We start from the raw sequence: 13566 nt of genomic DNA on the forward strand, positions 1-13566 counted from the left end.
TATTTATATACTACTTGTCGGAATTGAATTCCACATCCTCCAGCTTCACCACGATGGGATTGGGCCACTTTCTGTCATTATAGATCCTATGGGAACGCATGACGGATATTTCAAGTCCCGCACCGGTGTTTTTGATAGTTGGAGCTGGATCTACATCAGGATTATATTCGAGCACCTGACTATTTTGTCCCAGAATCGAAATTTTTGCGTTCTTTCCTGCCTCAAGTGATTTTATAGTACGCACTTTTCGCTCTCCGAACGGCCATGATTCCTCCACCAGAAAAGCATAGACAGTATGTTCTCCTTTCTTTTTCAGGAACCAGATATTATCTTCTCTGACAATATCCAAAGGCTCGGTATCGACAAAGGCTTCCCGGTTGATGAACATCCAAAGGGAAACTTTATTCAATCCTGCTTCCTGCTCCCAGGGAAATCGTCCTTTCTCGTCCGGACCGAAGTTGAGTAGAAAATTTCCTCCTTTGGCCCTGATGTCAATGAGCTTTTTGATACAGTCATTAGCTGTTTTGTAATTTTCATTGGATGGTCTGAACTGCCACTGGTCCCCAAAGGTGTAGTTGGCTTCCCACGGTGCAGGTAACGGCTCGTCTGGGGTAAACTGCTCGGGGGTTTCCATCGCACCTCTTGTCACTACCACGTCTGGATCCATCTGCCAGCAAACCTTGGCCAGCTCCGTCTTGGCGTACTGTTCCCTACCATCCAGAAAAATGATATCGATCTTTCCATAGTTGGTCATTAGTTCCCTCATCTGCTCCTTCACGTACTTGTTCAATGGCTCATTGCCCGAAGCAAGGGCTTCCGGTCGATCCCGTGAGATAGGCACACCCTGTTCGTACAAGAAGTAAAAGTCGTCCGGTGAATAGTAAAAACCGATGGCCAGCCCTTCGGCTCGGAAAGCATCCACGATCTGCTTGGTAATATCCTTCCCGTAAGGAGTGTTCATGATATCAAAATCCGTGGTCTTAGTATCGAACATGCAAAAGCCGTTGTGGTGCTTGGTGGTGAAAACCACATATTTCATGCCTGCCAGCTTAGCGGCCCTTGCCCATTCATTTGCATTAAACTCATCGGGATCGAAGGTCTTGGGAAGCTCGTTCACATATCGGTCCAAATAGTCATCCGATGCCCCCACCATACTGTGGCTTATGACCAAGCCAAGCTGCACGTCCATACTCCAATGGATGAACATCCCGAACCCCAGCTCGCTGAACCAGGCTTCTCGCTCGGGTTTGTTAAGGTTTAGAATTTTATCTTGGCTCATTACCTGACTGCCTATTAGTAGCAATAGCAGTACTGTCATTTGTTGCATCTTCTTCATCGTATTTCTCTTTTCATGTTCTTATAATCCAGAAAAAGTGATTTCCCATTGTGGGCGATCTCAATGGTTTCCGGCCTGAGTTCGGACTGGACATATGGGGCATCATACCTCTTATAATTCAAATCGACCAGCTCATCATCAATCCTGAAATCTCCGTCAAACTTTGTGTAATAATTCTTTCCTTGAGATTTATAGGAGAGTGTAAGGGATACACTGTCCCACTCTATTTTATTGCTTTTTATCCTTTTAATGAAATTTTGAAAATTTCCATCTTCGGATTTAGAGCCGGCTTCTGTGATCCAAAAAACCTTGTTACCAGGCTGGATTATATCTTTTTCATCTTTTACCTCAAAGGTATTGGCTCCTATAAAAGCACTGTAGGTTTCACCTTTTTTCCCAAAAGCATAGTTATTCTCTACAAGCGTGGTATCAAATAAGGCCTGGGGGAAATAGGCATGCGTAAAATCAATTAAACCCAACTCCATAATTGCCTTCTCTTCAGGTGTATTATAGATAGAGATGTTCACATTTTGATCCTGCACGGAATGGGGCAAATGCCCATAACCTACCCAATATCCCGGTGATGCATCTTTATTCCCTCCGATCCTGGCGGGATGCATATGGTATATGCTAAAATAATCGCCAATATTCATCCCTGCCACGTGCTGTTGGGTGCCGTATGTGCCGGGATGATATTTCTGTACCGTATATAACGAGTAATCCTTTGTCCTGTAGGTGTAGGTGTGGCCTTGCTGAATCGCTGCGCCATTGGTCTGCATTTTTAATGACCTGGATAGGAAGGGCTCCAGATGTAAAGCTTTGATCAGCGTAAAATCCAGATATTTGGCATCGGCCAAAAACTTGTTGGAGAACATATTGCACTTTCTTATGTGGGCCATCGTGTTCCTGATGATCTCAGGATTCGTAAAACTCTCCATGCCCCACTGCATCATCATGCTCCGATCATCCGGACCATAGTATCCCTCCTCTTTTAGGTCGGCTATATCTAATCCATTGCACTGGCGAATTATTACATCGGACGTGTCTTTGGCTATTTCCGTGAATACCGGTGGGAGTCGATATCTTTTTGACTTCATGACGGCATAGATCATGTCAGCTTCAATCTCCTTACCATCTCCCCAATAATAGTTGGTAAGCTCCCTAAAGCTATTCACCCAGGGTGCTCCCCTACGTCCCCTTTCATAGGCCCTCCCGGTTACCGACACGAACATGGTATTGCTACTGGTCTGCGAGGCCACATCGTACATGAGCAAATCCAAGATGATCCGGGACTTGCGAACCACTTCATTATCTTCTGAAAGGTCGATGATGTTCATAAGGGCACCCATATCCTCGGGATAGTAGGCCGCCGAATAAAACTCCGTAAAACCATAGTCCCACCGCATCTCCAGCCAATCCAGGATCCGCTGTCTGGCTTTCTCCTGATGCTCTTTTCCTGTTAGGCCACTATTTGGGAACAAAGCATCAGCATATTTCTGACCAATCAGGTATTCCGCGGATGCAAAAAGTATCTGGTGGTTCTCGCTCCAGTAACACATCGAATTCTCTCCCGGCTCGTCCCACCAATAGCGAAAGTTCAAAAGTACTTTCTCGATCTTCGATAGGTAATCCGAAGGGATTCGGTCTCCATACTCATATAGGATCCTGACCAGGTTGACCAGCCTGAAATCGGAGCAGTCATATTCATTTTCTACATATTCAACGGCCCCGTCCAGACGGCTCCAGTCCATAATATCCGCACCGTTCACCAACTCATAATACACCTCGTCCTGTTGAGATTTCAAACCATCCCCGCGTTTGGTGATGGTCTCATAGTTGGATATCCTGATAAAGTCGATTATAACGACCGATACGAACAGTATCAATAGGAATAACAGAATGTATTTTAGTCTCAGGCGCATTCCGAATAAATCTCCAGTAATTATTTCAACCCGGTTAAATCCGACTCTATTTTGATATTGCCCTCCCCTTCTATAATCAGGGCCTTGAAGTCATCATATATTTCAATATTATTGGCGGTCCTTAGTTCGATTTCCTTCCCGGGAATTCTATTTTCGATCAACACCATCTCACCTTTCCTATATAAAGTGTTGCCATAGAAATTGACGAATGTCTTACCATAATCCGGTACGTAGCCTTTCTTCCCGTGGAAGAGAATTCCGGAATTTCTTAAACTACAGTTCGTAATGGTAAATACATCTACTGGCGTGTTCACTTTCACAAAAGGTAATTCGCCATCGTGCAGCACCTTTACATTATCGAATAACAATTGCTCTTGCTGAGGAATGTCCGCTCCCGGATAATAAGATCTGCTCCAGCTGCTGTTGTCGAAATGGATGGAGAAACTGCTTCTTGGCTTTTCAAGAAATATATCGCGGTAAACCACGTTTCGTACCCCTGCGGTATACTGCACATCATCTTGCATCATCACCCATTTGATTCCGTCCAGAACCACTGTACCTTCTTTATGTGTAGGTCTGGTCTTGGTTTTCCAGGTACCTTTAATCGGCTTCCCATCGTCTCCCAGTCCATCTACACGGTAAATTCGTCCTCCGCTAACGACTGCATCCGCATTTTGAAGCTCCAGTCCCTCTTCCCAATCTATCCAACCCCCGGCTAATATCCGGCAGAAGTAACCCACTATAGGTTGCCCTTCTAAAGAAAGGTCATTACAATTTTCTATCACCCCATTTTCTATCCAGCCGACTTCCGGATTGGAGTTGGCATAATCATGGGCATTGAGTGCCAAGGCATCGTCGAGGGTCTTGAACGTGGCGTTGGATATTTTGAATCGGTTACCGCGGCCAAGATGGATCCCGTCTTTATCACCTTCCAGAATTGTATCGTCTATAAGTAAATCTTCGAACGTACAGACGTGAATGCTAAATTGAACTCCTTCAATATCATAGCATCGGAAGCCTTCAATCTTCAGATCTTTTACATAGAAGAACGCAAGCTGTCCCCTCAATCCGAAAACTTCATTGTACCGCTTTACCACACCGTTCACGCTTATGTGAAGCCCTTTGACAGATATGTGTTCGTCCCACGTCCGGGTCAGGGCCCCCTTGTTCAAGAGCACATGGGAGAACGGTCCCTCTTCGTCCACTTTCTGGAGTATGACCCCTTTGGCAAACTCTATCGATGTGTTGCTGCCGATGTAGGACGTGCCCGCCACTTTGTAGGTGCCCGGCTCGCTTACAATGATATTGCCCCCTTGATTCAGGGCTGTTTGTAAGGCTTTGACGTTTTCTACCCCACTAGCTTTTGGTGAAAAACCATAATCCGAAGCATCCGTGAAGCCTCTTTCTTTTGCCTGTAAAGGCATCATTATTAGGAACAAAATGCCCATTACTATGGATTTATGTGTTAGTTTGATTCGTATTTTCCTTTTAGGTTTCATAGTTGTAATCTTGGTTTTCATTTCACTAAATAATTACATGATTTTCCCTTGATTTTCTTTGAGTACACAATTGAAAAAGGGGTAAATTGATTGAAAATTCAATATGAGATAGCTTGTAGCGTTTGAATAAGGTCTATCGATTGACTAAGGCTTGGCGAGTTTTCTATTCCAGTAGGCCGTTCTTTCCTTAGTTAAGGGTTATTATCAAAATAATGCCACCCCAACAACTGTGTGATGGCACTATTCGAAACTAACTCAACTAACAAACTCAATATTCCGGATTCTGTGTCAATTCTGCTCCAGTATTCAGGTCGATTTCACGTTGTGGAATTGGCCATAGGTTATTATGAGGTGCTATGGTAGGACCAGCCCATATATTCAGGTCACGTGTTCGCTCATATTGTAGCTCCAGACGCTGTAGGGTTAGTGTTCTGAACTCTTCCATGGCTAGTTCTCGGGCTCTCTCATCAAGTATAAAATTGATGTCGACATCCCCGGATGCCACAGGTGTAGCATTGCTTCTATCTCGAATCACGTTAATATCTGCTGCTGCACTCGGCTGATCTCCATTTCCAAGGTGAGCCTCTGCTCTTAACAAATAAGTCTCGGCTAACCTCATTAAATACTGATCTCTCCATATCCTACCAGTATTAACTATCCCCCCTGGGTGGTTGTTTGGAGTAGTATTCTTCATGAAATAAGGAAACCAGTACCGTGGTGCTTGAGACTCAACCGTTTCCAGTTCAGCTACCTGACCAAAAAATTCAGAATTAGGATTATTATACACAAAATCGCCACGTTCGTATCGATGAATATTGTTCGAAGAGTTTCGCATATCAGTATCATAAACACCGTCTTGGTCGATATCCCAGATATCGTATGCAAGATAATCGGTAAGCGTACACCATCCTACGGGTCTTCCATATTGATCACCTACTTCAAAACCATTGGCCCCATTTGGATCTTTGAGCGAATGGTATCTTGATCCCCAAGCTCTCTCAAGTGTAAAACCTCTAGCCCCAGTTTCGTCTCCACCACCGGGTGTTTGGAATTCAGCTTGAATAGCCCATATCGTCTCCATGTTTCCGCTGGTTCTATTTTGATTACCGATACGGAAAAGATCCCAGTAAACATCTCCTGTTTCACTTGCCCTGGAACCAAACCTGGATTTCATCAATTCGTAATTCGGATTGTTTATTACCTCTGATGCGGCATTAATCGCTTTTTGCCATTGCTCTGTAGCAACATATATTTCTGCTAACAAGTGATACGCTGCTGCTTGGGCTATCCTGCCTGGTAACACCTCGGTCACCTCTGGTAAATCTTCAATGGCAGCCAACAAATCCTCCTCTATAAATGCATAGACTTCTTCCTTGGAATCCCGTGAAAGATCATTGGTAGCTACGCCTATCTCGTTTCTGATAATTGGCACACCTCCATAGAGTTGTACTAAAATCCGATAGGCATAAGCTCTAAAGAACTTAGCTTCAGCCACGTACTCATCTTTTTGAGTGTCCGTTTCCCATTGGATATCAGGATTTTCAGATCGATCAATGATAACATTGGCATTTTTAATGATCTCATACATCTGCCTCCAAATACCAGTTGCAAGGCCGTCACTCGATGATAGGGCTTCATAGTTCATTCGAGGCCCACTCACAAAATTTTCTCCGAATCCAGCAAAATCTGAACCTAAACCCAGAAGAACATGGTGGTTAGTCCCGTCAGCCTCCGTATATATATCTCTTGCATTTTTATGAAGGTTTACAACTGCAAACTCAAACCCTACGGGCTCTAAATAAGCATTATCAGCAGTAAAAAAATCTCTCGGTGTTTCTTCCAGAAACTCATCGCTGCAACTTACCATTACTATGGCAAACAAAGCCGTCACTAATTCTATATAATATCTGTTCATTTTATTATTCTTTTAATTAAACGCAATAATTACAATCCAATCTCAACACCCATGATGTAAGACCTCATAATAGGGCTGTCCCCCAATGTACTGGCCAACTCGGGATCATAGCCAATCCAATTAGACCATGTAATAAGGTTTTTTCCGCTCGCATAGATTCGGAGCTTAGTAATATTCAATTTATTTAAGAATGAATTGTTCGATAGGTCATACGATAACGTTACATCCTGAAGTCGAACAAAACTTCTGTCCTGCAGAAAAAGATGATCTCTTCTAGGATTATAATCTATTCTTGGAAACTCATTGGTTGGGTTATCGGGAGTCCAGTATGGAATATCTACCATATTGATTCTTCCCGGAAAAAATGCATCTGGATTCAGTGCCCGATTGTCTCCCAGATACCAATTATTGCCACCTTGAACAGAGTTGAGAAAAGCAGTAAGGGATAATTTTTTGTACCGCAAAGTATTGGTAATTCCAAAACGATAATTTGGAAGTTCATTTCCAACGATCACTCGATCGTCCGGGTTTATTTCACCATCTTCATTGGTATCAATTACCCTAAATTCACCTTCTCGATAGCGATTAGGAATATCAGTATCCCCTATTTGATATACACCACCCTCTAATGGGTAATCAAAAATAGCATCAATGGACTCCCCAATGAACCATCCTTGACTTATGTCATCATCTTCTATCCCATCGCCATCGGAATCCTCTCCATACAGGGACACGATCTCGTTTCTGTTAAGCGAAAATGTAAATCCCGTCTCCCAGGTAAAATCACCCTTTTCTATATTTACAGAATTAAGATAAATTTCCAAACCCTTATTGTTGATTTCACCTAGATTGGTAATGACATTATTGAATCCGGTATAAGACGATAATGATCTCTCCACAATCAGGTTATCCGTTTTCGAAACATAAAAGTCCAGATCTCCCGTAAGTCTTCCCTTGAAAAGATCGAAATTGACACCTAGGTTTGTTGACCTTGTAGTTTCCCATTCCAAATTAGGATTGGCTATGGTCGATATCTGCTGACCATTGTACGTTTGGCTTCCGTCACCAAATACATATTGTGTGGTTTCAATTCGAGATAGGCTACCGTAACGCCCTAATGCCTGATTACCATTTTCACCATACGATAGTCTCAGTTTAAGGAATGACAGCCAATCCAGACCACTCATAAAGGACTCTTCTGACAATACCCAGCCCAATGAAGCCGAAAAAAAGTTGGCAAACTTTTTGTTTTCCGCAAAACCGGAAAAACCATCCCTTCTAAAGGTTCCCGTAAACAAATATCTATTATCATACGCATAGTTAATTCTGGTCATAAACCCTTCGTTCGTCTGATCGTACGCTTCTGAAGCTACTGTCTGAACCTCCCCTAATTCTACCGCATTATAACCCAAGGACTTGACATCAAATCCAGTTGATTCAATATCGCTTCGATCGAACTTCTCAAAATCTCGTGTATAAACCACCGTTGCCCCTATTCTGTGGACATTATTGATTGTAGTAGAATAATCTAACACATTATTCATAAGCCAGTTACTTCTAAATCTATTGGATTTGGTAGCAATTCCGTTACCATCGATTCCAGCTCTATCTCTTGATTGAAATCTGGCTTTTCTATCAAAAAATAAATTTTTGGAGTAGTCAAATCGGTAGGTAAGCCCTTTAACAGGAAGATCAAGATCTAGGTTAAATACGGCAAACAAATTATCTCTTTTATCTAAGTCATCGTTCAACAAATTCAAAAATGGATTTGATATTAATTGATCCGTCTGAGGAAAAATCTCATACTCCTCTGGATTATCTGCTTGAAAGATTCTGCCATATGGGCTTAGAAGCACACTATTATTGAAAGACACTGCTTGGCCAGAAAAATCACTGTTCGTGTATGCAGAATTAATTCCTATGGTCAACCAATCAGTTATGTCATTGGAAAGATTGACTCTGACGGTTGTTCTCTGGAAGTCATCTCCTATTCTTATTCCTTTTTGACCCGTATAGGTTCCAGACATGTAATATTTTGTCTTTCCTGTGTTTCCTGATATTCCCAACTCATAATTCTGGATTACACCAGCTCTTAATTGCTTATCGGCCCAATCTATCTCCGTTCCATTTCTGTAATTATCAATTTCGGTATCTTGAAGAAAATCAGCTACATTCGATTGATCGATGTCCTGACCAGTAGCTTGTCCAAAATCAATGATTTTTTGAATATACTGTTGGCCGTTCATTACGTCGAGAAGTTTTCCGGCCTCTTGTATTCCAGTATATGTATTGAAAGTGATGCTGGGTTTACTTGATTCGCCTTTTCCAGTTTTTGTAGTAATGAGTACTACCCCATTAGACGCACGAGATCCATAAACAGCAGCTGCACTAGCGTCTTTCAGAAAATCGATACTTTCAATATCTGTTGCACTGAAATCATTCAAAGAACCCGGGTAAATAATTCCATCAACTACCACAAGGGGAGCATTGCTTGCAGACAGTGAATTTTGCCCACGAATGGATAGATTGGGTGTCTGACCTGCGGCACTTACCGCACCAATGTTAATTCCAGGAACCCTACCTTGAACCGCTTGCATAACACTGGTGTTAGCGGCTATATTGGCGTCTTCCATATCAACAGAAGCTATGGCACCTGTAACATCCTTTTTAGTAGCCGTACCATACCCCACAACAACAACTTCATCCAAACTGGCCGCATCTTCCTTAAGGGCTATGGTTACCTCTGACCTTCCGTTCAATGGAAGTTCTTGGGTTTCAAAACCGATGTAGGAAACTACCAAAATTGCGCTTTGATCTTGAACACTCAATGTGAAATTGCCATCGAAGTCCGTTTGCGTACCATTCTGGGTGTTTTTTTCCAAAACGTTAGCACCCGGTAGGAGTTGTCCATTCTCATCAGATACCGTACCCGACACTTCATAGTCTTGTTGGGCCTTGTCACTATTGGAAGGCTCTTTGTTCTTTACAAGTAAAACAGTATGGCCATTGGTAATTTTAAAATCAAGACCATTCGGTGACAAAATCTTGTCCAAAAGGTCAGATACTTTGGTTTCACCTTTTTCTACTTTGATCTTTGGTGAATTTAAAAACAGCTTTCTCGGATATACAAAGTTATAATCCGTCTGTTTTTTTAAAATGTCAAATACTTCATCTATTGATAATTCCTGATTTTTTTCCAAATAAATGGTTTCTTGAGCAAATGTGTCGTTCGTTGAAAGGCAAAATGCCATGGTACTCATAAGAAAAATTAGAACCTTCATGCCGTTTAGTAAGGTCCGCTTTAAGTATGCACCAGCGAACCTTTTCAGATTTAATTTCATAAATTTGTGTTGGTATTAGTTATTAATTAATTAATGCGCTTACAAAGGAGCGGAAATGACACTGCCACATGTTTTGATCGCTCCTTTTTTATTCTAAGATGAGTCCATTTTTTTCAATTTTATAAGAGTTAATGATTCCCAGATTTTTAAAGTTTTCTAGAATTGTTGATAAATCCTGATTTTTTCTCATTACACCTACAAACATTTCATTGGTGTCAATTTTCCCACGGTACTCTACATCAAAATCGTACCATCTTGATAAGACCTTAATGATTTCTTCCAAGGATTCATCCTTGAATGAAAAGATCCCATTCTTCCATGCTATTTCATCGTACACATCCACGGTGGTGATAGTATAGGCTCCTTTGTCCTTATCCATGTTAAATTGCTGATTCGGCAAGAGGATATGATCCTTATCCGAAGCCTTCAACTTTACCTTTCCTTCAACCAAGGTAGTTTTAATGTTCTCTCCATCACTATAGGCCTTCACATTGAACTCCGTACCCAAAACCTCAATGGTTTGATACCGATTTTCAACTATAAAGGACAATCCATCATGATTTTCTGCAGAACTGACATCAATATAAATCTCTCCATAATTTAGTTCAATGGATCGGGGTTTATTTTCTACAAATTCCGCAGGATATACAATCTGGGTTTCCGAATTTAGCCAAACAATCGAACCATCGGACAATTCAACTTTAAACTGCCCGCCCCGCGGTACGGTAAGGGTATGGAATGCAATTTCTTGCGCTCCGCGTAGTGCAGAATCATTTTTATATTTCAATGTTTTACCATTACTGGTAAACTTATCACTGTTAAGTTCCGAATCGTTCTCCAAGGCCACATTAGATCCATCATCCAGGGTCAAAACAGCTTTATCATTGCCGGGAACAATGTCTTTTATAGAACTTGACTTTTCAATGCCCACAACTTCATTCGTTGGTGAATTCAAGTTATCATATACAAAATACATGGACAGAGACAGTCCAACCATTACTACCGCAGCTGCAACTTTGCGGAACGGAAAGTTTCTTACCCGCTCTCTACGGACATTTTCAAGGAAAATTTTCTTGGCCCTCGCAACATCATAATCCCCCAGTAAATCGTTTGCAATAGCATTGGTTTTAATGAATTCATTGAACTCAAACTCATTGTCCGGATTGTTGACCCAAAGTTCCAAAGATCTTAAATCATCTATGTTCGCCTCTTTGTTAAGGAACTTTGTGAGCCATTTATGAGTTGAGTTATTCAAAATTTTTAGTGTTTATTTTTATATATAACGAAATGAAAAAGGGGTTACCACCATAAATTGAAAAAAAAAATTTAGTTTTATTGTGAATTTGAGAATAATATACCCCTAAAAGTTATGCCATTAAATGATAAAAAAGTAGTCGATTTACTTAAAAAAGGTAACAGCAAGGCCTACGATTATCTCTTTGAAACGTATTATGTTGAGCTGTGCAATTATGCAACAAATCTTTGTAGGGATAGAATTAAATCTGAGGACATCGTCCAGAATGTTCTTATTAAATTGTGGCGAAAACAAAAAAATCTAAAATCCGATATCTCGATAAAAAACTACCTATACCGATCTGTATATAATGAGTTTGTGGACCAATATCGTAAGGATTCTGCAATAACTGTTTTAGAAAAGAAATATATTGAAGGGGTTGAAAAATTTTATGAGTCAAAGGATGAGCCTGAGGTTGAAGGATTATATCAAATTTTGAAGAAAGAAATTGAAAAATTGCCACCAAGATGCAAAGAAACTTTTATCCTGAATAAGATTGAAGGGTTGACCTATACCGAAATTTCAGAATTCCAGAATGTTTCCATCAATACAGTTGAAAAACAAATGGTAAAAGCCCTTAAAATATTGAGGAGTAACCTGAAGCAGAAGATTGAAATGTTTTTTCTGCTGGTCACAAAAAAGTTTGACGCTATTTTACATGAATGAGAAATTGACGTTACTTTCCGTGTCCAGTATTTCCAGTTAATTTCTTTGTTAGCTGATTAATAATCTATACCCATTAGTCGAAAAATTTCTCAATCGACCAACCTGTCGACACTAATTTTAAATGAACTTAAAGGGAGATGTCTTACTGTCCGATAACACAACTCCATTAAAGAAGATTCCTACTTTTGTAGATTGGCATCGAATAGTTTAAGAACTATTTTAAGTCTCGTCCCATTTAAAATTCCACGTTTTCTAACTTCACTACAATTGGATTGGGCCATTTGCGGTCATTGTAAATGCGTTGTGCCCGCATCACTGAAATTTCAATCCCATCACCTGTATTCTTCACTGTGGGTTTCGGGTCTACATCGGGATTGTATTCGAGCACTTTGCTGTTTTGTCCTAAAACGGAAATCTTAATATTTTCGATTGCTTTTAATACGTTTATATTAAATTGCTTACGTTCCCCTAAATCCCAATTATCCTCTATAAGAAAGGCATAAACGGTATTCTCGTTTCGTTTCTTCAAGAACCAAATATTTGACTCATTTGTAACCTTGAAAGGAACCGTATCCTCGAAAGCTTCCTGATTTATAAACATCCACAATGAGATTTCATTCAGTTTTCCTTTTTGTTCCTGCGGAAACCTTCCTAGTTCGTCAGGTCCAAAATTCAACAAGAAATTCCCTCCTTTAGCTCTAATCTCTATTAGTTTTCGAATCACATCATTGGCCGATTTGTAATTTTCATTCGTTGGCCTGTATTGCCATTGGTCTCCAAATGTATAACATGCCTCCCACGGAGATGGAATTGCTGTATTTGGCGTTTCTTGTTCGGGGGTTTCAATGGCGCCTCTGGTCACTACGACATCTGGATCAATCTTCCAAGACAATTTAGCCAGTTCTGTCTTTGCATATTGTTCCATACCGTCAAAAAATAAGATGTCAATCTTTCCATAATTTGACATCAACTCCTTTACCTGCTCCTTAACATAACTATTCAATGCCTCATTGCCAGAAGCAAGTGCCTCCGGTCTTTCCCTTGAAATTAGAGTGTCCTGTTTGTACAAAAAGTAAAAATCATCAGGAGAATAATACAGTCCTATTGCCAATCCTTCTTCCCTAAAAGCATCTACTATCTGTTTTGTAATATCTTTTCTGTAGGGTGTATTCATGATACCAAAATCAGTTGTTCCTGTGTCATACATACAAAACCCATTATGATGTTTGGTTGTGAATACCACATATTTCATTCCTGCAAGTTTTGCTGCCTTCGCCCACTCTTTTGCATCAAATCGAATAGGGTCAAAAGTTTTTGGAAGCTCATTGACATAGCGGTCTAGATAGTCATCCGAAGCCCCGACCATGCTATGGCTAATCACCATACCCAACTGCACATCAAAACTCCAATGTATAAACATGCCAAATCCCAAATCTGTAAACCACGCCTCACGTTCTGGTTTATTGAGGTTTAATGGTTTTTCTTGTGCTTCTACAAGAAAAAATCCAAAAACAAACAGGACTAGTAATAATTGCTTTTTTAAGTTTTTCATTGTTCTCTATTATTTTTTTAAATTACCGTTATTAATATTGA

The 13566-nt window shown here is 40.7% G+C and carries 8 protein-coding genes; 1 reads left to right on the forward strand and 7 read right to left on the reverse strand.

Features of this window, described 5'->3' with window-relative positions:
* Positions 1 to 10 precede the first annotated feature (10 nt).
* From MWU84_RS11960 to MWU84_RS11985, 6 genes are all read right to left on the reverse strand, one after another.
* On the reverse strand, positions 11 to 1336 hold the full coding sequence (locus tag MWU84_RS11960) for an alpha-L-fucosidase (RefSeq protein WP_246901716.1): 1326 nt from the start codon (positions 1334 to 1336) through the stop codon (positions 11 to 13).
* Complete coding sequence (locus MWU84_RS11965; RefSeq protein ID WP_246901717.1) at positions 1333 to 3258, reverse strand: hypothetical protein; 1926 nt, start codon at positions 3256 to 3258, stop codon at positions 1333 to 1335. The genes MWU84_RS11960 and MWU84_RS11965 overlap by 4 nt, the downstream gene beginning before the upstream one ends.
* A 20-nt stretch (positions 3259 to 3278) precedes the next feature.
* On the reverse strand, positions 3279 to 4757 hold the full coding sequence (locus MWU84_RS11970; protein ID WP_246901718.1) for a glycoside hydrolase family 28 protein: 1479 nt from the start codon (positions 4755 to 4757) through the stop codon (positions 3279 to 3281).
* Between the two features lie 268 nt (positions 4758 to 5025).
* Complete coding sequence (locus tag MWU84_RS11975; protein ID WP_246901719.1) at positions 5026 to 6417, reverse strand: RagB/SusD family nutrient uptake outer membrane protein; 1392 nt, start codon at positions 6415 to 6417, stop codon at positions 5026 to 5028.
* 284 nt (positions 6418 to 6701) lie between these two features.
* Entirely contained in the window at positions 6702 to 10013 is a 3312-nt protein-coding gene (locus MWU84_RS11980; RefSeq protein ID WP_246901720.1) for a TonB-dependent receptor, read from the reverse strand.
* An 88-nt stretch (positions 10014 to 10101) separates the two neighbouring features.
* Positions 10102 to 11268 (reverse strand): FecR family protein, encoded by a 1167-nt coding sequence (locus MWU84_RS11985; protein ID WP_246901721.1) that lies wholly within the window; start codon positions 11266 to 11268, stop codon positions 10102 to 10104.
* 114 nt (positions 11269 to 11382) lie between these two features.
* Here MWU84_RS11985 and MWU84_RS11990 point away from each other — a divergent pair, with 114 nt between their 5' ends.
* Positions 11383 to 11973: an RNA polymerase sigma-70 factor gene (locus MWU84_RS11990; RefSeq protein ID WP_246901722.1), complete on the forward strand. Its 591-nt coding sequence runs from the start codon at positions 11383 to 11385 to the stop codon at positions 11971 to 11973.
* 235 nt (positions 11974 to 12208) lie between these two features.
* On the opposite strand, the gene MWU84_RS11995 is transcribed toward MWU84_RS11990, so the two are convergent.
* The gene (locus MWU84_RS11995; RefSeq protein ID WP_246901723.1) at positions 12209 to 13525 is read right to left on the reverse strand and encodes an alpha-L-fucosidase; all 1317 of its coding nucleotides are present in this window, start codon (positions 13523 to 13525) and stop codon (positions 12209 to 12211) included.
* Positions 13526 to 13566: the final 41 nt, after the last annotated feature.

Origin of the sequence: Arenibacter sp. F20364 (genome assembly GCF_023015905.1) — a bacterium.
Classification (GTDB): Bacteria; Bacteroidota; Bacteroidia; order Flavobacteriales; family Flavobacteriaceae; genus Arenibacter.

What these genes read in the sequence shown, in the direction of transcription:
- MWU84_RS11995 (WP_246901723.1), bottom strand. Translation starts at nt 13,525, where the DNA reads ATGAAAAACTTAAAAAAGCAATTATTACTAGTCCTGTTTGTTTTTGGA.
- MWU84_RS11965 (WP_246901717.1), bottom strand. Translation starts at nt 3,258, where the DNA reads ATGCGCCTGAGACTAAAATACATTCTGTTATTCCTATTGATACTGTTC.
- MWU84_RS11970 (WP_246901718.1), bottom strand. Translation starts at nt 4,757, where the DNA reads ATGAAACCTAAAAGGAAAATACGAATCAAACTAACACATAAATCCATA.
- MWU84_RS11960 (WP_246901716.1), bottom strand. Translation starts at nt 1,336, where the DNA reads ATGAAGAAGATGCAACAAATGACAGTACTGCTATTGCTACTAATAGGC.
- MWU84_RS11980 (WP_246901720.1), bottom strand. Translation starts at nt 10,013, where the DNA reads ATGAAATTAAATCTGAAAAGGTTCGCTGGTGCATACTTAAAGCGGACC.
- MWU84_RS11990 (WP_246901722.1), top strand. Translation starts at nt 11,383, where the DNA reads ATGCCATTAAATGATAAAAAAGTAGTCGATTTACTTAAAAAAGGTAAC.